General features: G+C 27.8%; 21 protein-coding genes. 5 read left to right on the top strand and 16 right to left on the bottom strand.

The genetic code is table 11. The features are described 5' to 3' along the window. Positions 1-20: 20 nt before the first annotated feature. Entirely contained in the window at positions 21-1,595 is a 1,575-nt protein-coding gene (locus KGF52_RS08540) for a ClC family H(+)/Cl(-) exchange transporter (RefSeq protein WP_227839818.1), read from the bottom strand. Then, the gene (locus tag KGF52_RS08535; RefSeq protein WP_227839817.1) at positions 1,567-1,749 is read right to left on the bottom strand and encodes a transposase; all 183 of its coding nucleotides are present in this window, start codon (positions 1,747-1,749) and stop codon (positions 1,567-1,569) included. Before KGF52_RS08535 ends, KGF52_RS08540 begins: the two co-directional genes overlap by 29 nt. A gap of 159 nt (positions 1,750-1,908) precedes the next feature. On the opposite strand from KGF52_RS08535, the gene KGF52_RS08530 reads away from it, so the two are divergent. Together KGF52_RS08530 and KGF52_RS08525 are read left to right on the top strand one after the other, a co-directional pair. Further along, a complete protein-coding gene (locus tag KGF52_RS08530; protein WP_227839816.1) occupies positions 1,909-2,355 on the top strand; it encodes a MarR family transcriptional regulator in 447 nt (148 codons plus the stop codon). 2 nt (positions 2,356-2,357) lie between these two features. Continuing rightward, positions 2,358-3,653: an MATE family efflux transporter gene (locus KGF52_RS08525; protein ID WP_227839815.1), complete on the top strand. Its 1,296-nt coding sequence runs from the start codon at positions 2,358-2,360 to the stop codon at positions 3,651-3,653. Between the two features lie 221 nt (positions 3,654-3,874). Here the strand turns inward: KGF52_RS08525 and KGF52_RS08520 are convergent, their stop codons facing one another. The 7 genes from KGF52_RS08520 to KGF52_RS08490 form a co-directional block, all read right to left on the bottom strand. Further along, positions 3,875-4,552 (bottom strand): epoxyqueuosine reductase, encoded by a 678-nt coding sequence (locus KGF52_RS08520; protein WP_227839814.1) that lies wholly within the window; start codon positions 4,550-4,552, stop codon positions 3,875-3,877. A 67-nt stretch (positions 4,553-4,619) separates the two neighbouring features. Continuing rightward, the gene (locus tag KGF52_RS08515; protein ID WP_227839813.1) at positions 4,620-5,366 is read right to left on the bottom strand and encodes a DUF2087 domain-containing protein; all 747 of its coding nucleotides are present in this window, start codon (positions 5,364-5,366) and stop codon (positions 4,620-4,622) included. Positions 5,367-5,735: 369 nt separating this feature from the next. Continuing rightward, a complete protein-coding gene (locus tag KGF52_RS08510) occupies positions 5,736-6,206 on the bottom strand; it encodes a PTS glucose transporter subunit IIA (protein WP_227839812.1) in 471 nt (156 codons plus the stop codon). 23 nt (positions 6,207-6,229) lie between these two features. Beyond that, positions 6,230-6,829 (bottom strand): KpsF/GutQ family sugar-phosphate isomerase, encoded by a 600-nt coding sequence (locus KGF52_RS08505; RefSeq protein WP_227829622.1) that lies wholly within the window; start codon positions 6,827-6,829, stop codon positions 6,230-6,232. A 19-nt stretch (positions 6,830-6,848) separates the two neighbouring features. Beyond that, positions 6,849-8,030, bottom strand: coding sequence for a MalY/PatB family protein (locus KGF52_RS08500; protein WP_227839811.1), 1,182 nt, complete (start codon positions 8,028-8,030; stop codon positions 6,849-6,851). Continuing rightward, the gene (locus KGF52_RS08495) at positions 8,023-9,600 is read right to left on the bottom strand and encodes a PTS transporter subunit EIIC (protein WP_227839810.1); all 1,578 of its coding nucleotides are present in this window, start codon (positions 9,598-9,600) and stop codon (positions 8,023-8,025) included. Before KGF52_RS08495 ends, KGF52_RS08500 begins: the two co-directional genes overlap by 8 nt. Positions 9,601-10,033: 433 nt before the next feature. Next, positions 10,034-10,870 (bottom strand): PRD domain-containing protein, encoded by an 837-nt coding sequence (locus KGF52_RS08490; RefSeq protein ID WP_227839809.1) that lies wholly within the window; start codon positions 10,868-10,870, stop codon positions 10,034-10,036. A gap of 908 nt (positions 10,871-11,778) precedes the next feature. Here KGF52_RS08490 and KGF52_RS08485 point away from each other — a divergent pair. Continuing rightward, on the top strand, positions 11,779-12,306 hold the full coding sequence (locus KGF52_RS08485) for a GNAT family N-acetyltransferase (protein WP_227839808.1): 528 nt from the start codon (positions 11,779-11,781) through the stop codon (positions 12,304-12,306). Positions 12,307-12,582: 276 nt separating this feature from the next. Here the strand turns inward: KGF52_RS08485 and KGF52_RS08480 are convergent, their stop codons facing one another. The 6 genes from KGF52_RS08480 to trxA all read right to left on the bottom strand — a co-directional run bounded on the left by KGF52_RS08480 (position 12,583) and on the right by trxA (position 17,808). After that, the gene (locus KGF52_RS08480; RefSeq protein WP_227839807.1) at positions 12,583-13,263 is read right to left on the bottom strand and encodes an ABC transporter ATP-binding protein; all 681 of its coding nucleotides are present in this window, start codon (positions 13,261-13,263) and stop codon (positions 12,583-12,585) included. Between the two features lie 16 nt (positions 13,264-13,279). Beyond that, positions 13,280-14,650 carry an FtsX-like permease family protein gene (locus KGF52_RS08475; protein ID WP_227839806.1) on the bottom strand — a complete coding sequence of 457 codons (1,371 nt, stop codon included), beginning with the start codon at positions 14,648-14,650 and terminating at the stop codon, positions 13,280-13,282. Positions 14,651-14,710: 60 nt separating this feature from the next. Beyond that, complete coding sequence (locus KGF52_RS08470; RefSeq protein ID WP_227839805.1) at positions 14,711-15,772, bottom strand: sensor histidine kinase; 1,062 nt, start codon at positions 15,770-15,772, stop codon at positions 14,711-14,713. Beyond that, entirely contained in the window at positions 15,760-16,431 is a 672-nt protein-coding gene (locus tag KGF52_RS08465) for a response regulator transcription factor (protein WP_227839804.1), read from the bottom strand. The genes KGF52_RS08470 and KGF52_RS08465 overlap by 13 nt, the downstream gene beginning before the upstream one ends. A gap of 763 nt (positions 16,432-17,194) precedes the next feature. Beyond that, positions 17,195-17,320: a hypothetical protein gene (locus KGF52_RS21435; RefSeq protein ID WP_255606358.1), complete on the bottom strand. Its 126-nt coding sequence runs from the start codon at positions 17,318-17,320 to the stop codon at positions 17,195-17,197. A 170-nt stretch (positions 17,321-17,490) separates the two neighbouring features. After that, positions 17,491-17,808, bottom strand: coding sequence for a thioredoxin (trxA, locus tag KGF52_RS08460; RefSeq protein ID WP_227839803.1), 318 nt, complete (start codon positions 17,806-17,808; stop codon positions 17,491-17,493). A gap of 430 nt (positions 17,809-18,238) precedes the next feature. On the opposite strand from trxA, the gene KGF52_RS08455 reads away from it, so the two are divergent. Then, positions 18,239-18,985, top strand: a complete 747-nt coding sequence (locus tag KGF52_RS08455) for a helix-turn-helix domain-containing protein (protein ID WP_227839802.1) — start codon at positions 18,239-18,241, stop codon at positions 18,983-18,985. Continuing rightward, complete coding sequence (locus tag KGF52_RS08450) at positions 18,978-19,859, top strand: PhzF family phenazine biosynthesis protein (protein ID WP_227839801.1); 882 nt, start codon at positions 18,978-18,980, stop codon at positions 19,857-19,859. Before KGF52_RS08455 ends, KGF52_RS08450 begins: the two co-directional genes overlap by 8 nt. 203 nt (positions 19,860-20,062) lie before the next feature. Here KGF52_RS08450 and KGF52_RS08445 read toward each other — a convergent pair whose 3' ends face one another. Further along, positions 20,063-21,418 carry a peptide MFS transporter gene (locus KGF52_RS08445; protein WP_227829633.1) on the bottom strand — a complete coding sequence of 452 codons (1,356 nt, stop codon included), beginning with the start codon at positions 21,416-21,418 and terminating at the stop codon, positions 20,063-20,065. Between the last annotated feature and the right edge of the window lie 1,378 nt (positions 21,419-22,796).

Genomic DNA, 22,796 nt, shown 5'->3' with positions numbered 1-22,796 from the left:
CTTTTTATATCCTATTATCCCTAGACAATATAGGATGTATTTTCTTTGCAGAGTTTTTTCATTTTATCATACACAACGCCACTGTCTCTCTCATCTGTCATGGTCACAATTATATCACTTGCCTTGAGAATTGTTTTTCCTTTTGGAATAATTTCTTCTCCTCCTCTTTGAATGGCTACCAAAAGACAATTTTCTGGCCATTGAATATCCTGAATTGCTTTGTTGGCAACAGGAGAACCAAACATAACAGAAAACTGATCTAGTATTTTCTCTCCCCTCTCTCTATGAACAGGTTCTCCATTGTTCTCAAGTAATCTCTCCAGAAGACTTTCATAAATCGGCTTAGATTTCAGAAGTGTAGCCACAATATATGCTACAATTGAAATAACGGATAGGGAAAGCATCTGACTAACAGAACCTGTCATTTCAAAAATCAATATAATTCCAGTCAAAGGCGCACGTACAATGGCAGTAAAATACCCTGCCATAGCCAGAAGTACAAAATTATTGACATAGTCTAGGTTCATTCCAAAAAACTGTACACCTACCATTCCGAACATGCCCCCAATAAAGGCTCCTAAAACAAGTAGTGGAAAAAATATTCCTCCTGGAGCACCAGACCCAAAACTGACAGCCGAAAATACAAAACGGATGACAAAAATCAAAGCTACCATTCCCAGCAGATATTCATGGCTTGTAAGTGCTTCCACCAGATTATGCCCACTTCCCAGCACTTCAGGCATCAAAAGACCCAAAATACCAGCCATTAAAAATGGAATCAATATTTTTCCAAATGTACCTATTTTGGGAATCTTTTTATACAGAGACTGAACAAATAAGGTAAACCAATTATAAAATGCCCCCATAACTCCAAGCACAACACCTAGAATCAGTATCAACCAATAATAACTCTGTGGTAACACATTTCCAATGTCAAACTGGAATACTGATTCCACTCCTAGAAAATTAGCTGATATATAGTCCGCTGTTAGAGATGCTGTCATTACAGAAATCAAAACAGACACTGAAAAGTTTTTATGTACTTCTTCCAGTGAAAACATGACGCCTGCCAGTGGTGCATGGAAGGCTGCTGATAATCCTGCACTTGCACCACAAGTGAGCAAGAACTTTTCCTCTGTTTTTCCTCTATCAAGAGCTCTGGAAATACCCTTTCCTGCCATAGCACCAAGCTGGATAGAAGGTCCTTCTCTTCCTAAGGCAAGACCACCCATAAGCGATAAGAATCCTCCAACAAATTTAGCTGGCAACACACGCCACCATACTTGCTTGATTTTCCCTGTCATCTCTCCTTCTAGCTGAGGAATACCACTCCCTGAAATCATTGGCTCCCAATTTACTAGCCTTGATACAATCCACGCAAGCAGTGCAAGCACTGCAAACCAGACTGCTATTTTCACATTTGAACCTTTTACAAAATTTAATATTTGGTTGAGCCAAGTACCAGCCTGCCCCAAAAGTATCCTATATAAAAGTACAATCAAACCAGCTATAGCACCTACAAGAAGCCCTTCTCCAATCAAAATAACTTGAAATCGCTCGGCCCGCTTAATTACATGAGATGTATCTTTTTTCATAATCTTTCTCCTCCACTCCATAATTCGGTGCAATATGAACAAATATATTTTTTAGTTCATTTCGCACAAAATCATCTATTACTTTTCTTCTATATTTGATACACATAACCAACTTATAATGTAATGTAAATACTGAATGACTATTGTTATCCAACTTAGTTTCATCGTATTTACCACTGAATCAATAATACAATACATTTTTGGAAAAATAAAGAAGGACATATTATTTTATTTTTACTTTACTCTTGACTTTAATAAAAAACCATGATAATATTAGTCCTAAATCAGACTAATATTTTGGAGGAAAAATACCATGAAAGATGATATAAAAAAACATATTAAAGAATATTACGCTTATTGGCTTGGTCTAAATAATCTGTACGACGAATGGGCCAAATCATATAACATGAGTGTACATTCACTATTTGCACTATATGCAATATGGGAAAATCAAGAAAATTGCACCCAAAAAATTATATGTGACGAATGGCTTATGCCAAAGCAAACTATAAACTCTGTACTAAAAAGTTTTAAAGATAAAGGTTATATTGAACTATTGGTTAATGAGAATGATAGACGTAATAAAATCATTCATCTAACTCCAATAGGAAAAATTTATGCACAAGATGTTCTTCAAGATTTGCTTAAGCTTGAGGAATCTGTTATGCACAAAATGGGGCAAACAAATAGAGAATCAATGACAAAAAACAATGCTCTATTTTTAGAACTATTCAAAAAAGAAATGGAGACTAAAAAATAACTATGGTAAAGAAACAATTCTTAAAAAATGTACTACCCTCTATGTTAGCTTTTGCTTTTTCAGGTGTTTATGCCATTGTAGATGGATGGTTTGTGGGTAGAAATATCGGAGATGCAGGACTTGCTGCAATCAATATTGCCTATCCACTGACTGCATTAATTCAGGCAATTGGGACAGGAATTGGTATGGGTGGAGCAATTCAAATTGCTATATGTCTTGGTAGAGGTGATGAAGATGAAAATAAATATCTTGGAAATACTATTTTTATATTACTTGTGGCTTGTATAATTTCCACAATAATATTAGGTTTGACTTCTCAATCAATTTTAAGAATATTTGGAGCTGAGGGAGAAATCTTAAATCATTCAATATCTTACATAAAAATTATTATCTATGGAGCAACATTCCAAATTATTGGTACAGGTCTTATCCCAATTATTAGAAATTATAATGGTTCATTAGTGGCAATGTCTTCTATGATTGCAGGCTTCTTAACAAATGTAGTTTTGGATTGGTTGTTTGTTTCAGTATATTCATATGGATTATTAGGAGCTGCAATAGCCACAGTCATTGGTCAAATAGTTACTCTACTTCCTTGTATTTTATTTTTGACTATTAAAAAGAAGTTATTTGGATTTGCTATATTTAAACCTATGCCATACTTCTTTAAAAAAATAATCGAAGTTGCTGTTTCTCCATTTGGATTAACACTTTCTCCAAATATAGTCATTATAATTCTAAATAAAGGTGCTCTTTCATATGGTGGTGCACAAGCTGCTGCTTGTTACGCAGTTGTAAGTTATATAATTTGTATTATTCAATTACTTTTACAAGGTATTGGTGATGGATGTCAGCCATTGATTGGAAATTATTATGGTGCAAATAATTTAAAGTCTGTAAATGAAGTTAGAAAAATGGCCTATATCACAGCATTTACAACTTCAATTGTTTGTATGATTGCAATTTATCTTCTTAAAGATAAAATACCAAACTTCTTTGGAGTATCAGACATAGTAGCACAAAGCATTTCTAGTGTACTTCCAATTTTTATTTCAGGATTTTTATTTATAGCATTTTTACGTATTACAACATCATTCTTTTATGCAGTCAGAAAGAATCTGTTAGCATATATTTTAATTTATGGAGAGCCTTTACTACTTACTGCTCTAGTTGCTTTGATTTTACCAAACATACTGGGATTAAATGGTGTATGGATTTCTGTACCTTTGACACAAGCTTGTCTTGCAGTAGTTGGTTTCATTCTATTAAAAAAATATGCTAGATTAGACACATTATAGGCAAATATTTTATTGAAAATTATTTAAAAATATCCTTATAGTTTTTAGATTTTATTATTAAGCTTTTATTTGCTATTCTAGCTTATGCTGTTATTGACAATTACCTCAGTTATTGTGTTTATTCATATTAAATTTTACAAAGGGTGCAATTATTAAGCACCCTATAAATTTATTTTTAAAAAAAACTAAAAACCAATAAAAATCTCTAGCTCATATCTATATTATAATTTTTGATTTGCATATTTCAATGACCATGGGCAATTCACCATACATTTTAAAACACAAAAACATTTAGAAATATCAATTATAGACTCTCTTCCCCCTTGATGAGTCCAAGCATTTCCATGTATAGCTTTTGCAGGGCATTTTTCTACACAAACATTGCAATCACCACATTTTGAATCAATCAAAGGATGCTTTTCAACAGAAATTGGTGCATCTGTAAGTACTGTACACATGCTAAAAGCACATCCAAATTCCTCAGTGATAAATAAATTATTTTTTCCCATGAATCCAATACCACTAATATTCGCTATTGTCTTGTGTGGTAAAGGGCTAATACCTGATTGCATCTTAGGGTCAATATATCCTCTTTCAGTGTATCTATGTTCTATATTATTTTTTTCTGATTGAGCATAAGCACTATAACCTTTTGTTTGAAGATATTCAGAAATCCAATCAGCTAGTTTTTCCATCTTTTCCTCTTTTTCCAAAAACTCATCACTATCTGTAGGTAAATTATTGTATATATCTTTAATAAACTTCTTTGATAATCCTATACAAAATAAAATTGCCTTAGAAAAGCCTCGTGTTTGATTTATTGGAAATTCAGATATATCAACAAAACGAATAATGTCTACACCTTCGTTGTACAAAATAGATTTCAACTCATCATTCATTTTTGACTCCTTTCACAGTTAATCAAGTAAGAAATAGCTCTATATACTAATAGATTCTGGCGTTTTATTATGTTAACCAATACTTTGTACACTCTTTATTTCTACTCATAAAACCATATTCAATTAAATATCTTCTAATCGTTGCAAAATCATAATATATAGACTCTAAAATTTGATTAACTTCTTTTTCTGAATATTGCTTTCCTTGCTCAAATTGTTCTAAAATTTTAGACAAAATAACAACTTTTTTCTTTTCTTTTGATGAAAAAACTTTTAATTTTAGAGGGTTCATACTTTCAAATGATGTTTCTAAAATGTGTTTTCTTTCTTCTTCAGTTACTACATATCTCTCATCTACCATTTTGGCATGTTCGTGGATTGGTATTATAGTACTATCTCTATTAGATTTATCTTCAAATACAGATTCATATAAAGCCAAGTATAGCTTAGCTTGTTTTGCTTTTTCTCTAAACATAAATTTTTGATGACGTATTGTAGAGGTAGATACTCCAAGCTCTTTTGCAATTTCTTTATCTGATAAATCACTAATAAATAATTTAAATAATTGTTTTTGATTATCAGTTAATGTATTGTACTTTGAATCATTATTGACTAATTGTTCCAAATAGTCACCATGTTTTAATTCTGTATGCAATTCAATAGCTCTTGATGCTTCAAAAAATCTGTCACCAACTCTGTATATTTCTCCTACTTCATACGTTTTTCCACAAATAATGCAACTATAGCAATTTAAGTCTGCATTGAATACATAACCTTTTTTAATATCTTTAATAGAAAGATTTTCAATCTTCATATTATTCACCTCCATCATATGGTTTATCATTTTAATAAACATATAATACTAAAGTTTATTATTATTGTCAACATTTCTATTTTAAGTTTATATAAATTATGTGTATCTAACTTTTAAATTACAATGTATCTCCAAACAATATATTTAAATCTCTATTTGAACAATTACTATTTATAATTAGGTATTTTTCTATCTAAATATAAACGTACAAAACTAATTACAAAAAAATAAAAGGAACTACTCAATTTAGAATCAAGCAAATCCCTTTTTATCTAACATATTTATATTAAATTTATATTGTACAATTTTATATTAAATTTACATTGTACAACATAAGTTTATAGACAGTAATCTTTTATTTTATACTTTTTATTTAAACTCAATTACAGTATCTTTTCCACCCTCTACACTATTACCTACATTATATGTATTCATATTGTACTCTGAATAATTAGTTATTGTAACTGGAGTAATAAGTGAGATACCATTTGATTCAATTAATGAACGGTCAATTTTTAACATTGGTGCCCCCTCTTTTACTTGGTCTCCTACACTTACTAATGCTTCAAATCCTTCACCTTTTAAGTTTACAGTATCTAAACCAACATGAATAAGAAGTTCCATTCCATTTTCTAGTTCTATAACAAATGCATGTTTAGTTTCTGCTACAACTGCCACCTTACCATTAGCTGGAGCATAAACAATATCACCTGTAGAATCTATAGCTACACCTTCGCCCATAAGTTTTTGAGAAAATACAGCATCTGGTATTTTAGATAACTCTATTACCTTTCCTGATATTGGTGATTTTATTGATTTTTTCTTAAACATTTTAAACATAAAATATACTCTCCTTTTTACTTTTAACCATTATTAGCTGCCTTTAGTTTTTCACCTAGACTTCCTCCTGGATGATATTTATAAAAATCAGCTGAGTCAAAATTACTGTTTTTAGATAATGCACATGCAATAGAATCTCCTAAAACCAAAGTAATTGTAGATGATGTTGTTGGTGCTAAATTTAAGTGGTCAGCTTCATCCTTTGCAGGATATATTAAAGCATAATCGCATTCTTTTGCCAGTACTGAATTTCTATTTGAAGTAAAAGCAATCGTTTTAGAACCTATTGCTTTAACGTATTTTATACAATTTACAACTTCCATAGAATTTCCACTATTTGAGATTAAAATTGTAATATCTTGACTTTCAATCATTCCTAAATCTCCATGTACTGCTTCTGTTGCATGTACAAAAAAACTTGGTGTACCAGTACTTGCAAATGTAGCTGCCAATTTTTTACCTATATGTGCAGATTTACCTACACCCATAAAAATTACTTTACCTTTACAGTTTGCAATTTCATTAACTATATTTTCATATTCAATACCTGCTTCATCTATTAAACACTTTATAGCATTCATTTCAGTAGTCATAACATCAACCATTGTTTTTAAATAGTTCATAATCATCTCCCCTTCTATATTAAATATTTTCTGTAATATAATCTATAGTTTTTTTAATTCTATTTAAGCCATCTTCAAGTTTTTCTCTTGAACATGCAAAATTTAACCTTAAATAAAACTCACTTTCCTCTCCATATACCTTGCCTGCCATAATAGCCACTTCACCAATATCTATCAATAGCTTTTGGAATTTTTCACTGCTTATTTTAAGCTCAGAGAAATCAATCCAAGCAAAGTAACAACCTTCTGGCATAACCAATTTTAATGGCTTTAAATTATCTTCTATATAGTTAATTGTATATTGAAGATTCTCTTTAAGGTATTTCAGTAACTCATCTAGCCAATATTCACAATCATTATAACAAGTCATTGTCCCCAAAATAGCTAATATAGCTGGTGAATTTATAAAATCACGATACCTAGTTATATTTTCAAACTTAGTTCTTATCTCTTCATTTGGTATAATTACATATGACCCAGTCAATGCTGGTATATTAAAAGACTTAGATGCTGATGTACAAATAAATATAGACTCTAAATAATTGTCTGCCACATTTAAAACAGGTGTCATTTTATTATCATATACAATATCCATATGTATATCATCCGATATTATTTTTACATTATTCTCCTTACAAATCCTTACCATCTTAATAAGCTCTAATTCACTCCACACTCTACCTGTTGGATTATGAGGATTACATAAAATAAATATCTTAGAATCTTTACACTTTTTCTCAAAATCCTCAAAATCAATAGAGTAAAACCCATCCTTATTTATAAGAGGAGATTTTATAATATTGCGATTGTTATTTCCTATTACTTCATAAAAAGCATTATACGCAGGAGTGTTTATTAATACTCCATCACCTTCATCACTAAAAATTTCAATGAGTTTACTAATTGAATACATTACACTTGGACTGTAATATATCCAATTGCTATCAATACTACAATTAAATCTCTTAGAGTACCAATTTCTGATAGAATCTTTAAAATCATCGTGCTTCCATCTGCTATATCCTAATACTCTATGATTTAACCTTTCTTTCAATACTTCTGTTATCTCATTTGGAAATTCCAAATCCATATCTGATATTGTAAAAGGAAGTAATCCTTTTTTTCCAAATCTATCTTCTACATAATCCCATTGGGTACAATATGTACCCAATCGGTTTACTTTTTTATCAAAGTTAATCATTACATGCCTCCAAATGACCTTCCATCGCCTTATCCATTTGCTTTCTTAAAGAATACACTTGAGTACCTATAATTACTTGAATTGTATGTTCATCTAATTTAACAACAGCTATACCACCAGCTTCTTTAATTGCATCTTCATTTATTAGTGATACATCTTGTAATTTTAAACGTAATCTAGTTACACAATTGTCTAATGATAATATGTTAGATTTCCCTCCTAGTGCTGCTATCATTTGCTGACCTTTGTATGTAGATAGATTTTTAAAATCTGAACCATTCCCTTCAGAAACTTTTATTTCTTTATCTTCACGTCCCGGAGTTTTTATATTAAATTTAAGAATTGCCCATTTAAATACAAAGTAATATATTGCAAAGTATAAAGCTGCTACTAATACTGCTATTGGCCATCCTGTAGCTGTTCCTCTCAATACTCCAAAACTTATAAATGCTATTAAATCTCCTGTGAATCCCATCAATACACCCAAGTATGGAAGTACCATGTTTGCCAAACCATTCATAAATGTATGGAAAGCAAATAATGCTGGTGAGATAAATAAAAATAAAAACTCTATTGGTTCACTTATACCACCTATAATAACTGTCAACACTCCTGATATTAGAAGTCCTTTAAGTGCTTTTCTATTTTCTGGTTTTGCTGTACGATAGATAGCTAATGCTGCCCCAGCTAAACCATATTGAATCATTAATTTACCTTGCTCCATTTTACCAGCTAAATCAAGAGGTATAATCTGATTATTCTCCACATATGCCATAAACATGTTCAATGTTCCAAAGTATGTTTCTCCATCAATAACAGCAGTTCCACCTATTGGTGTAAAACGGAATACAGATGTTACAAGGTGGTTTAATCCAAATGGTATTGTAACCCTTTCAGCTACTGCATATGAGAAATATCCTAATGGCCCTGCTGAAGAAATCCATCTTCCTAAACTTTGGAATGCATTAAAAAATGGTGGCCAAACAATAGGTATTAATAAACCAACGATACTCATAACTATTAAACTAACAATTGGAACTAATCTTGGTCCACTGTAGAATCCTAATGATTCTGGTATTTTCAAATTACTAACTTTATCATACATTGCATAAACAATTAAACCTGCTATAATACCACCTAAAACACTTGTGTTATATGTTTGTATACCCATAATCATAGCTTGACCATTAGTTGACATTTGGTCTGCTGCTACTAATAAATCAGCTCTTGTTAAATAAAAATTTGTACCTATATGCATTGCTATAAATCCTACTAAACCTGAAAATGCACCAAACTCTTTTTCTTTTTTTAATAATCCTAGTGGAATTGCCATCGCAAATAATGCCCCCAAGTTATTAAATGCAAATAATCCTATTGTTAACATAAAATTTAAAATCATATTAACATATTCATTTCCTAGAAATGGAACCATTGCAATCATCTTAGGGTCTGTAAAACCAGCCCCAAGACCAAGCATCATACCAGAAACACTAAGTAGTGCTATTGGGAACATAAACGTTTTTCCTAACATTTGGAAGAAATTCCATAGACCTAACTTATTTTTTTTCATATTTTCACCCTCCTATTTTTATATAAAAACATAATCTAATTTATAGAAAAACCTAAATCAAAAAACTTAATCCAATAACTAAGTTCAATGATTTAGGTTTTGCCTGCTCAACCAGTTACAACCCTAAAAGCCATTGTCTGTATTTAATAAAAAAGCCTAAATCAAAAAACTTAATCTAATAACTAAGTTCAATGATTTAGGTTTTGCCTGCTTAACCAGTTACAATCCTAAAAGCCATTGTCTGTATTTAATAAAAAAACCTAAATCAAAAAACTTAATCTAATAATTAAGTTCAATGATTTAGGTTTTGCCTGCTTAACCAGTTACAATCCTAAAAGTCACTGTCTATATTCAATAAAAAAGCCTAAATCAAAAAACTTAACTAAAATTAAGTTCAATGACTTAGGTTTTGCCTGCTTTATCAGTTACAATCCTAACAACCACTGTTTGTTATTTTATTTATATGAATCATTAGATATAATTCTTCTTCTTTACTAATTTTATATTCAAATCTGTCTAATACCAATGCTGCAATTTCTTCAGTACATACTTTAGGTTTATTATAGTTTTTATTTACTAGTTTATACATATCTTCAACATCACTATCTTTGTAAGTTTCTTTTCTTAAAATTCTTTGAACGAAAAACTTTAAGTGAGTTATAAGCCTAGAGTAGTTCAGTGAATTTACATCTAATTTAAATCCATGTACTTCTTCTATTATCTGAACAACTTGTTTTGAAAACTCTAGTATATTAATACCTTCATCTTTTTGAGAATTTTCTAATCCATTGATTATATGAATAGCAATATATCCTGCTTCATCTTCAGGCAACCTTATTCCTATCTTTTTTTCAATTTCATCAATTGCCCATAATCCAAATTCAAATTCTTCTCTATAAAGTTGTTTTGTTTCATTCAGTATCAAATTTGGTAATTTTATACCCTGTTTTTCTCTTTGGACAGCGAATTCTATGTGACTAGTTAAAGCCAATATTATTGAATCATTTACTTGAGTATTTAAAACTTCATTAGCTTTTCCTATAATTTCCTCTGAAATTTTAAAATATTCAATTGAGGTTTTATTAAGTATTTGATTGTATTTGTCTTTTTGATTATCTTGAACAAAATATTTCTTAGAAATCAAACTTTCATCTATCAAATCTCCTACTTTTTTCTTAAATCCAACTCCAGCACCAGTTACAATTATCTCTGTGCCATCTTCTAGGGAGCTTACTACTACATTGTTATTAAATATTTTTTTTATATTCACTATAAATCCCCTCTGAAAAAAATGTTCCATCACACTTACATAGTATATTATATTTAATTTAATGTCAATATTTAAAATTTTACTTTCGCATATATTTTGCATTTTACCCTATAATACTACAATTGCAAAACATTTTAACTAGTTGAAATCAAATTGTCGTTTTTTGTGTTTTTTTCATTTAAATATATTTAAATATTTTATATCTATATTCAATTCTTTAAAGTTATTCAATATTTTTTATTCCAATATATATTTTCCAGTATTTTCAAGTATCTTAATTTGCATTCATTAAGTATTTATTGAAATTCAGATTATATTGTATTATAATTTTTTTTAAAATAGGTATACCCAAAAATCAGATTAATATAAAAGATTCTTTATATGAATTTTTTTCAAATATTTTTTTAATTATATTTTTATTTTATATTTACGAATAGATTTCATATTTTTTCCTAAATTGCTGTAAATACATTAATATTTTAATACCTTATATAATATTTTCCAATTATTTATAATACATTTTTTCATTAATTTTCTATAATTAAAACTTTATCACCTCTAATAATACCTAATCAATCATAACATTTAACATTTTATGTAAAATTTATAAAAAAATGTATATAATTTAAAATAAGTGACTATACTAAAAATATGATACGGATAACCAATAAGTTCAACCTATCTCCCCCAAAATAGAATGGGCTACAGTTCCCCCCAACTGTAGCTCATTTTCGTGTTATTTAGGTGTTTTTCATATAATTTCAATCTAAAACAACTTCTATAACAGTATCTTTATATTTGACAGATACATACTAAAATACTAGAATTAAAGAAACCCATGTTAGCTTTTTTATTAGGTCTTTAAAAGATTTACTATGGGTTATTACTTATAAAATAGGGGGATTTAAATGAAGACAGAACGATTAATCATTCGTCAGTTTTCACCTGACGATTGGCAAGATTTGTTTGAATATTTATCACAAGAAGATACAGTAAAGTATGAACCTTATGAGGTATTTACAGAGAATCAATCAAAGGAAGAGGCAATTAACCGTTCAAACAATCCAGACTTTTGGGCAGTTTGTCTACGAAACACAAATAAACTAATTGGGAATATTTATTTAGCAAAAAAAGACTTTGAAACATGGGAGTTAGGCTATGTTTTCAACAGCAATTATCAAGGGAATGGTTTTGCAACAGAGGCTGCGAGCGCCTTAATAAATGACTTATTTGTTCATCACAATGCTCATAGAATTATTGCCTTTTGTAATCCCCTTAATGTAGCATCTTGGAAGTTACTTGAACGATTACATATGCGTAGAGAAGGACATCTTGTCAAGAATACTTGGTTTTTCAAAGATAAAAATGGTAACCCTATATGGCAAGACACTTATGAATATGGAATTATAAAGGAAGAATGGCAATCCATCAAATAAACCTTATAAATACCTCATCCTCTTTGACTAGTATGAAAGTTTGATTATTGGTCAAGACACCTATTTTTTATATTCTAATAGTTTTATATGTTCACCATATACAAAGTAAAAATATAAATTTTTATATGTTTTTTTAAAGATAAAGAGGGGCCTGTCTCAAGATAGAGATAAGCCTCTTTTTCATTGTTGAAATGCTGAAAATATATTTGATTTCATACAAAAAAGAGTATCTCATGAACTAAAAAGCTCATTTTGAGACACCCTCCTTTATTTATTTTAATCTATATTGTTATCTTTACTTTTTATAAACATCAAGTTTCCATTATTTATTCCCCATATCTCATCAGCAAATAAAGCAACTTCCTCTGAACTTGTTGCTATTATCACACATTTATTATCTTTATGTGCCAAATTGTAAAACACATTTATTAGACTTTCTTCACTTTTATCATCCGTGCTTTCTATAATATCATCACATACTATTAATTCAGGATTATTAGATAATGACTTAGCAATACACACTTTTTGTTTATCATAATAAGATAAGTTTTCTACTCTATCCATTACTTTTTCTTTATCAATTCCTACCTTTTGTAGAATTTTATATACTATTTCCTTTTTATTCTTTTTCTTATTTTCACTAATTCTCATTGGTAAAAACATATTCTCCAAAATAGTTTCATTATTTAATAAATTATAATCTTTAAATATAGCTCCTATATCCTTATTTCTATACATATCCTTATTTATATCTCTTAAATCCTTACCCTTGTAAATAATACTTCCATCAGTATAATCATCAAGACCTGATATTATAGATAACAAAGTACTCTTTCCTGCCCGAGGCTTTCCTATAATAACATACATTTTTCCAGCTTCAAATTTGGCACTTACATCTTTTAATACATATTTATTGCTTCCCTCATATTTATAATTAACATCTATCAGTTCTAGCATTACCAATTTACATCACCTAATTTCTATCATAAATTATCTGTATTGGTTTATATACAATTGTACTATATACGGCTACTATACCAGTTAATAATATCAATATTATCGCTACAATAATTATCTTAAATATCAAATTTGGAATTAATTTATCTCTTAAACTTTTTGTTTCTTGTTTGATATCATCACTATTTATATCTATATTTTTATATTCTCTATTATTCAGTAAATCAACATTATGTATTACATTATATTGATTTTGATATTTAAAAACATAATTTGATATTTTTGAAGCTGATATACTTACAATTCCTCCTCCAAGTATAAGGCACACTAAAGTTATAATAATACTTTCACATATAAAACTCTGAACTATCTTAAATTTAGGCATTCCAATTAATATTAACACACCAATGTAATACTTTATTTTTTTTATTGCTATTATAGAATTTATCATCAATAATATCGAACCTAATATTAATATTCCAAGCGTAACTGTAAAAGCTATATTAGACAAACGTTGCATTGGTGCTATTAATTTACTGTACGCAAACTCATCTATAGTAACTTTATAAATGTCACTTAGACCTTTATCTCTTATCTCTTTCTCAAAATCTTTTCTACTATTAGAGTCTCTCAATAAAAACCTAGCATTTATATAAATTATTGGTTTTTCCGATTCAATCTTCTTTTCAAATTCTACTAAAGTATTGTACGTAGTTAATATACTATTATAGATACTTTCATCTTGAACCATTTCTATATCTTTAACATTCTTAGTATCTTTTTTCTTATATATTCCTACTATTTTTAAATTTAGTTTAGTATTAGTACTATAATCACTTAATAGAGATATAGTATCTCCAATTTTTAACTTATTAATATCAATAAATTCTTTACTTACCATACATTCATTATCTTTTTGAAATACTCTTCCTTTTACCTTCTCCAGGTTATAGTGTTTAAAACTTTCATTCTTTTCTGTATATCCTATAATTCCATAATTTTTAGTCCTCATATCATTATCTACGATTTGCCTGTCATCATTAGAATTATATTTGTTATCATCAAAGTGTGCTGTGATATTTCCAATAAAAGATACTTTTTTTACATATTTTGACTTTGCAAAATTTAAATAATCATTTACACTCAAGTTACTATATTTTATCATAGACTTTCCTGAATTATCCTGAACAAGTTTTTTACTATCAAGCTTAATTTGAACTTCTGATTCAAATTTTTTCTCATAATTTGCCTTTATCACATTAACGTTCGAATTTATTATTGAGGAAATCAATATTGCTAAGACCATCAATAACATAACAACTACACTAAATGAACTACGCAATTTATTTCTAAGTAAGTTTTTGATTGCATTATTTAAAATATACACTTCACATCTCCTCTTACCAATTCAATAATGTCTTAGAATTATTATATCTATCTTAATTTGTTACTTATATTCTTTAAATACTAGATAAAAAGTTGAACCTTTACCTTCTTCACTTTCTACCCATACAAATCCGTTACATAAATTACATACATGTTTTACTAAACTAAGACCTATACCATATCCATCTTTATTCAATTCATTTATTCTATATCTGTCATAAAATATTTTTTTCATACTATATTTATTCATTCCAATACCATTATCTTTTACTGATACAATAACACTACCTTTTTGATTTTTCACATTTACACAGATATCTTTACCTTCACCATATTTTATTGCATTGTCCAAAAGGTTAGATACACCTCTATAAATCCACTTTTCTTTCCCATAGATACTCATATTTTCATCTTCATCAAAATCAAAACTTAAATTATCATATACTTTAGAATAGTGGTCACATACTTGCGCACATATTAAAGCTATATCAACTTCATACATATCTTCATTATTTTTTGTATCACTTATTGCAAGTACATCTTCTACAGTATTTGAAACATTATTAAGAGTATTTAACAATTCTTCATTTCCACTTAACTCTAAACTTGTTCTAAGTATTGCTATGGCATTTTTTTGTTCATGAGATAAATATGAATTTAATCTTTTATAATCTTCAATATGAGAATCAAACTTATCTTTTAAATCTTTATATACTTTAGACATAATGGGGTCTATACTCAATACTTCGTCTTCATCTTCTATATTATTTATATTATTTAATATCCCCATTCTTTCTTTAAACTCTAATCTATTCAATATTGCTAAAAGGATAAAGTTAGAAGTCACTATAAAAGCAAAAAACAACATTATAATTATATTAAAATTACCATTAAGGGCAAGATTATAATCAGAAATTAATCTTTCATCTAAAGTATTATCTTCCATAGTGTTATAAGTATTATCTATATTTATTCCATAATATGAATTTGAATCACTAGCCATTAATTCTTTACTTGTATTAGATATATTTATAATATATTTCAAACCTACTGTAAAAATTATAAAGACTATAACAGAATATAAAATTAAAACTATAGTTTTTTTATCTTTTAATCCTTGCATATAGAATATCCTATCCCTCTAGTAGTTATTATTATCTCTTTTCCTGCAACTTCTCTTAATTTCTTTTTTAATCTAGCTATATGTACCCTTAATACAGATGATAATGGGTCAAAGTATTCATCATAAACATGTTCTGATATATCTATACTTGATACGATATCTGGATATCTACTTGCAATATATTCTGCTATATCAAACTCTTTAGTTCCTAGACTTACTTCTTTATCATACACGTACACTTTTCTAGATGATGGATTTATTTTGACAGGACCTGCCTCTATATTTGGATTTGTCCTACCATAAAATCTTCTTATAACTGCTTGTATCCTAGCTCTCAATTCTATAATTTGAAATGGTTTTACTATATAATCATCAGCTCCTAAATCAAGTCCTTTTGCCAATTCATTTACTTCATCTCTTGCTGTTACAATTATTATAGGTGTATTTAGATTATTACTTCTAAAAAATTCTAATATCTCTAGACCATCTCTATCTGGTAAATTTAAATCCAATAATATAGCATCATAGTCATTTATAAATGCTTTTTCTTCTCCATCTAATCCACAATTTGCTATATCTACTACTAATCCTTCATTTTCCAACCCTATCTTCATATTATAAGAAAGCTCTTTATTATCTTCTATTACCAATACTCTCATATAATCATCTCCTAAATAAAATATCAACTTATCCATTATATATAATGAATGTTTATTGAATGTTAATTATTCTTTATAATTATTTAATTCTTATATAAAACCTAACCCTATTATTATTCAAATACTCACACTTGTCAAATTTATGCTTAATTACTATTCTATTTAATATCTCTACCAATATAATTATTAACTTTTCCATCATATTTAATAAATCCAAAATATAGATTAATAAGAATTAATTAACGAAATTCTTTATAAGAACATAACCTATATTAAACAAGCTCTTAACTAAAACTTGAGTTTGTCAAATTTTAAAATACGAAAGAGAATCATTTATATGCTATTAAAAATTTGGCTTTTAAATAAAATTTTTTTATTCCTTTTTAGTAATAGCTAAAAAGACAATTTTATTGCACACTTAAAAAAAGGGGGTCTTACAATATTCTTAAATTATAAATGAGATACCCTTTTTTATTTACATATAGATTGTTTAATACTTTACAAAAAAAGTGAACTCATCTGATAGAGTCCACTTTTTGCTGTAGTCAAATCTTTATTTTGAAATAACTTCTTTTAGTGTTGGGAGTGTATTAAATAAATAATACCTGTAATTTTTATTTTATTAACTTTAAATGCCTCTTTCAATATTATATAAAACAACAATAAATACTTATAATAATTTCAAATATCTGTGAAAATTTATTAACTATATTATAATTATAAACTTATGGTTATAACTACTAGTACTACTATTTACTTTTATTTAATAAGTATCAACAAGTACAGATTTCTTTATTTTCTGTTTATCTAAATGTGAAATTGCACTAGATACAGCAGTTTGACCTTGCCCTGCTGGTCCACTTCCTATTATTGCAATGTCATATCTCATAATCTCACCTATTTTCTAATAACCTTTCTTTTTTCTTTTATATAAATAATATATCAATAGCCAACATCACTGACAATTAGGCACTTATTTGTAACTACATAAATAAATCTTATAAATAAAAAACTCACTTTATAATGAGTTTTTTTGTTTATATATATGATTTAAATTAATTATATATATGATTCAATTTTATTTTTTAAATTATCTTTAGGTATAAACCCTATTAATCTATCTATAGGTTTACCATCTTTAAATATTATTACAGTTGGTACTGTAGACACTTCAAACTTTTGAGCTAATTCCATACTTTGGTCTATATCTACTTTTAAGAAATTTGCTTTTTCAGTCATATCATTTCCTAAAGCCTCGTATACTGGTGATAACATTTTACAAGGTCCACACCATGTAGCAAAGAAATCTACGACTACTAACCCTTCTTTGTTTTCTACTTCATTTATAAATTCATTGTTATTTATTATTTTTGCCATAATATATATCTCCTTTATTATTTTTATTGTTTTCTTGATATTAATATACTACGACTTATGTACTAGTTCAATTAGTCACTTTTTTGTAACCATTCATTTTTAACACTCTTAAGATTATCATTATAGTCAAACATTAATTAAACTTATTTATGTCAATACTTTTTATACTATCCATCCTACACCTAAAGTGGTGGGGTTTCTGCACTAGGCTGTAAGTTCAGCTGTTACTTATGTAGTAATTATAAAAATCTGTAAATTTTATTTAGTTGTTAACTAAATTTGAACTTCATTTCAAAAATACACTAAAAAACTTTTCTAATTTGTAACTTAATTTTTTACTTCATATGATTGACAATTATATATATACATTATAAAATAATATTAGTACCTACTAAGGTAGTTATTATATTTTTATTAAAGGAGTTTATATATGGATGCTATAGTTAATGAACTACAAAACATAGGATTTACCAAATATGAATCACAAATCTACATATCATTACTAAAGGAAAACCCTCTAACTGGATATGAAATAAGTAAATTATCAGGTGTACCACAATCAAAAGTCTATGAAAATATAACAAAATTACTTAACAATAATATAATTATCAATATTGAAACTGACCCTATAAAATATGTACCTATAAACCCTAATGAATTACTAAAAAGTAAAAAAGAAGAATTCAATAATTCTATGGACAAACTAGAAAACAATTTACAGATATTAAATAAAGGAAAAAGTATAGAATATGTTTTAAACATAAAGGGCACTAAAAATATATTAAAAAAAGCAATCGAAATGATAAATAATGCCAAACAAGAAATTATAATTTCTTGTTCACATGAAGAAATTCTCAACCTAAAAGATGAGCTTTTAACTGCTTCTAAAAAAAATATTAATGTTGAAATACTACTTTTGGAAGATAAAAATATAGAGGGTCTAAGCAACATTCATATTCATGGAGGTAATGAAGCTACACTTAAAAATAAAAAACTTTATAAAGGTATTCTTTTAATTGTAGATGATTCTGAAATATTAACAGGAAATTTATCTGAAGGTAATGAAGCTATTTCAATTTGGACAAAAAATTCTAATATTTTATATATTGGAAATCAATACATACAACATGAAATTTATATTTCACAAAAAATAAAAGGGGGTCTTAAAGATGAATAAAGTTAAAATCAAACAAGTTGATGCATTTACAACTATACCTTTTGGAGGAAATCCTGCTGGTGTAGTCACAGATGCATCCAATATTTCTAACGAAATCAAACAGAATATAGCAAAGGAAATGAATTTATCAGAGACTGCATTTGTCTCAGAATCAGATGTAGCAGATTTCAAGGTTCAATTTTTCACACCTGGCTTAGAAGTTGACTTGTGTGGTCATGCTACAATAGGAACATTCCATGCTCTTTTAGAAGAGGAAAAACTTGATGCTAACAAGAATATCTTTTATCAAGAGACAAAAGCTGGTGTACTATCTGTAGAACTTAAAAAAATAGATAATGAAAACATATTTATGATGGAACAAAATCCTCCTAAATTCGAAAATCTAAATAGCTGTAGAAAAGAACTGGCACAAATGATAGGTGTAAAAGAAGATAGACTTCTTGAATATCCAATTATGAAAGTAAATACAGGAATTTGGTGGCTTGTCTTTGGATTAAAGTCTCTAGATGATTTAGAAAATATTTCTCCAGACTTAAATAAAATAAAAGAATTTAGTGCTGATAATAATTTAATTGGAATAACTCCATTTTGTGTAGAAACTCTAGATAAAAAATGTGACTATCATTTAAGATCTATAGCTCCATATGTAGGAGTAACAGAAGACCCTGTATGTGGAACTGGCAATGCTTGTGTATCATCTTATATAGTACAACACAGTATTTTAGATAAAACTGACTTTATTGGTGAAGAAGGAAACTTTATAAATAGACCTGGAAAGGTATATGTAAATATAGCTAAAGAAAACAATGATATCTCTTCTGTAAAAATTGGAGGAAGTGCCTATACTATTTTAAGTGGAGAAATTGTGTATTAATACTTTATCTAATTTAACAATAAATAAAAATACTAGTCTTAATTGACTAGTATTTTTATTTATATATTTTGTTTAACAAATTTATTTCACTATACATCATGTTAAAAAGTAACACTTTATATGATTATTATCAATTAGCTATATATCAATCTAATACAATATAACTATCATAGATTAATATACATAGTATAGTTATTTACTGATTATTTATCATCCTCAACAAGTTTATTTAATGTCTTGTCAAATAAGAATAATAATATAGCTGCAACAAATAGTATCACTGGAATTATAGTATATACTTTAATCATCTCAAACTTAAGAGTAAATGCATATATATATCCATATCCTTGACCAGCTATGAAAGTAGCAAATGTCCAAACCCCCATAAGAACACCTAGAAGTTTTTTAGGAGCATACTTACTTACAAAAGAGTTACCAAGTGGTGAGAATAACATTTCCCCAAAACTTAGAAGTATACCAAACATAACTATCCATATTATACTAGCTTTAGCAGTTTCAGGAGCTCCAACACCTCTTGTAAGCTCTGCTCCAACAAGCATTAAGAATGCAAGCCCTAAGAATATTAATCCAAGACCTGTCTTTTTAAATAAACTTATATCACCTTGTGGTCTACTAGCAAGCTTAAACCATAATGCTCCAAGAACTGGACCTAGTACAATACATACAAGTGCATTTAATGAGTCGAACCAAGCAAGAGGAACTTCAAACCCTCCAATAGTCATGTTTACAAATGCTGCACCATAATCATAAACTGCAAGATAAGTTAGGTACCAGAATAACCAGAAAACTACAGAGAAGAATGAAATAAGTATAATAGCCCAAATTCTCTTCTTATCCATACTTGTAAGAGGAGTATTATCTTTTTCTTTAACTTTCTCAGCTACTACACCTTCTTTAAAAGGTCTTTTCCCTGCATTTCCAAGGAATCTCCATCCATATGTGAACCAGATTGCACCGATTACACAAAGAACAGCTGCTATGAAGAAACATTGAGAGAAACCAAGTATTCCATTTTTAGCAAATGTCTTAAGATAAAGTATACCAACTGCTGTTGTTCCGATGAAAGAACCTATATTAACAAAAGAATATTGTACAGAGAATGCTGTATCAAGTTCTTCTTGATTATCAAAAAGTTGTCCATTTACTGCTGATACATTTCCTTTAAAGAATGCAGTACCAATTGAAACTAGAATTATCATTGCATTTACCATAGAAACTGTAGTTGCAATAGAACCAAGATAGTATCCTACCCCCATGATAAGCATACCTATAGGTATAGTATATCTAGCTCCTATCCATCTATCTGATATATATCCTCCAATTATTGGTGCGAAATATGTGAATGCAACAAGGTTAGCTTGCATTATAGCTGCTTGTCCTTTATCTATTCCAAGACCACCTTTAACAATAGCTGTTGTAAGGAATATATAAATTAAAAACTTTGCAGAATAATATGCTGCTCTTTCAAACGAGAAAGTTGTTGCACAGATATAAAATCCTATAGGGAATTTACCCTTTTTATTTACTGTTGTGCTCATAAGTTTAAATCCTTTCTTAATTGTATTTTTATATTTTCTACGTTTTATCCAGACTCTTTCTTTTAATGAAAGATATGGTGATATTGTTTTGTAAAACAATTCGTAATAATTATTAAGATAATTGCGTTTTTATTTGTAGAATCTAGATGTTTTCATGGCATAAAGATTAATATCTTTATTGTCAATAAATTTAAATACTATATCTATAAATTTAAATTATATAAATTCATTATTGTCAGGTATATTTATAACCTGTTATCTTTATAAATTAACACCACAAAAAACCAAACTATAAATTATTAGTTCATTAATTATTATTTAGCTTAAATACAATATTGCCATAACATAATGGATAATTTTATATCTAACTTCTAAATTCATCACTCTAGCAATTTTTTCTAATTTAACTACTCCTAATTAAATGAAAAAATCTTCACTATATGCAATTCTTATTTTTTTACTTGATAGTATTTTACAAACTAAATTCCTCCTTTTGTGGCAAATTGCGTAATCATATTACTATTGCCTTTTTAAAGGAGTTTTGAATAAAGCAACATGTATTTATTCAAATTAAATACTGTCTTTACTTGTTTTTTAAATTTCTAAATACTTCATTCAATTACTTGTCAACTTAAATAAATAAACTACTATCTATTCACAGATTAAATTTATTTCTTATTAAATATACACATGCATTCTGTGAATCTAAATATAAAAACTGTTGTTTTAAAGTGATTACCTAGATATTCGCTTTGATATTATTAATTGAGGTGATACTATTTATAATTTATTAACCATAAAATACCTCAACTTGAAAACTTTTTCACGAATATTTATTTTTCACCTCCCTTTATTTATTTCACCATGTAAATCGTACCATAAACACATACTTATATGCAACAAAAAAATAAGAAAAAAATCGAATAATCGACAGTAAATAATTAGAATAAATCAAATTATACTTGTCAAGTATATTATATAAATTTTTCGTCTGGAAATATAAGTTAAACTAAGCGTCAAAATAGTTTTTTAGAGATGAAATTTTATTGTTTTATAGATTCATATTATTTATTAGATAGGTTTTTGATATGCAACTTATACTGCTTAGACTATACGACGTCAAAGAGCATTTGTTATTTAAGAAACATTATCAATAATAAAATTAAAAAAAAGAATATTCTAATCAATTTTAACTAACTATTTTTAATTTTTAAATAATTGTTATATTTTTAATTAACTTAATAAATTTAAATTCTTCAAAATCAATTATTTTTTATCTGTTAACTCAACATTTACTTAATTAATATAGAAAAGTTTGATTAAAAACAAACTATAGTAATTATTATATATTACTCTTTTAGAAATAGTCTAAATTTTG

The organism is Clostridioides sp. ZZV15-6597 (assembly GCF_020657815.1).
Taxonomy (GTDB): Bacteria; Bacillota; Clostridia; order Peptostreptococcales; family Peptostreptococcaceae; genus Clostridioides.
The sequence above is the reverse complement of the archived record's forward strand: the minus strand, read 5'-3'. Positions and strand labels throughout refer to the sequence as shown.

Excerpts from the sequence above, each read along its gene's own strand:
- KGF52_RS08540 (WP_227839818.1), bottom strand. The coding sequence starts at position 1,595 with ATGAAAAAAGATACATCTCATGTAATTAAGCGGGCCGAGCGATTTCAA.
- KGF52_RS08530 (WP_227839816.1), top strand. The coding sequence starts at position 1,909 with ATGAAAGATGATATAAAAAAACATATTAAAGAATATTACGCTTATTGG.
- KGF52_RS08525 (WP_227839815.1), top strand. The coding sequence starts at position 2,358 with ATGGTAAAGAAACAATTCTTAAAAAATGTACTACCCTCTATGTTAGCT.
- KGF52_RS08520 (WP_227839814.1), bottom strand. The coding sequence starts at position 4,552 with ATGAATGATGAGTTGAAATCTATTTTGTACAACGAAGGTGTAGACATT.
- KGF52_RS08515 (WP_227839813.1), bottom strand. The coding sequence starts at position 5,366 with ATGAAGATTGAAAATCTTTCTATTAAAGATATTAAAAAAGGTTATGTA.
- KGF52_RS08510 (WP_227839812.1), bottom strand. The coding sequence starts at position 6,206 with ATGTTTAAAATGTTTAAGAAAAAATCAATAAAATCACCAATATCAGGA.
- KGF52_RS08505 (WP_227829622.1), bottom strand. The coding sequence starts at position 6,829 with ATGAACTATTTAAAAACAATGGTTGATGTTATGACTACTGAAATGAAT.
- KGF52_RS08500 (WP_227839811.1), bottom strand. The coding sequence starts at position 8,030 with ATGATTAACTTTGATAAAAAAGTAAACCGATTGGGTACATATTGTACC.
- KGF52_RS08495 (WP_227839810.1), bottom strand. The coding sequence starts at position 9,600 with ATGAAAAAAAATAAGTTAGGTCTATGGAATTTCTTCCAAATGTTAGGA.
- KGF52_RS08485 (WP_227839808.1), top strand. The coding sequence starts at position 11,779 with ATGAAGACAGAACGATTAATCATTCGTCAGTTTTCACCTGACGATTGG.
- KGF52_RS08480 (WP_227839807.1), bottom strand. The coding sequence starts at position 13,263 with ATGCTAGAACTGATAGATGTTAATTATAAATATGAGGGAAGCAATAAA.
- KGF52_RS08470 (WP_227839805.1), bottom strand. The coding sequence starts at position 15,772 with ATGCAAGGATTAAAAGATAAAAAAACTATAGTTTTAATTTTATATTCT.
- KGF52_RS08465 (WP_227839804.1), bottom strand. The coding sequence starts at position 16,431 with ATGAGAGTATTGGTAATAGAAGATAATAAAGAGCTTTCTTATAATATG.
- KGF52_RS21435 (WP_255606358.1), bottom strand. The coding sequence starts at position 17,320 with ATGAGATATGACATTGCAATAATAGGAAGTGGACCAGCAGGGCAAGGT.
- trxA (WP_227839803.1), bottom strand. The coding sequence starts at position 17,808 with ATGGCAAAAATAATAAATAACAATGAATTTATAAATGAAGTAGAAAAC.
- KGF52_RS08455 (WP_227839802.1), top strand. The coding sequence starts at position 18,239 with ATGGATGCTATAGTTAATGAACTACAAAACATAGGATTTACCAAATAT.
- KGF52_RS08450 (WP_227839801.1), top strand. The coding sequence starts at position 18,978 with ATGAATAAAGTTAAAATCAAACAAGTTGATGCATTTACAACTATACCT.
- KGF52_RS08445 (WP_227829633.1), bottom strand. The coding sequence starts at position 21,418 with ATGAGCACAACAGTAAATAAAAAGGGTAAATTCCCTATAGGATTTTAT.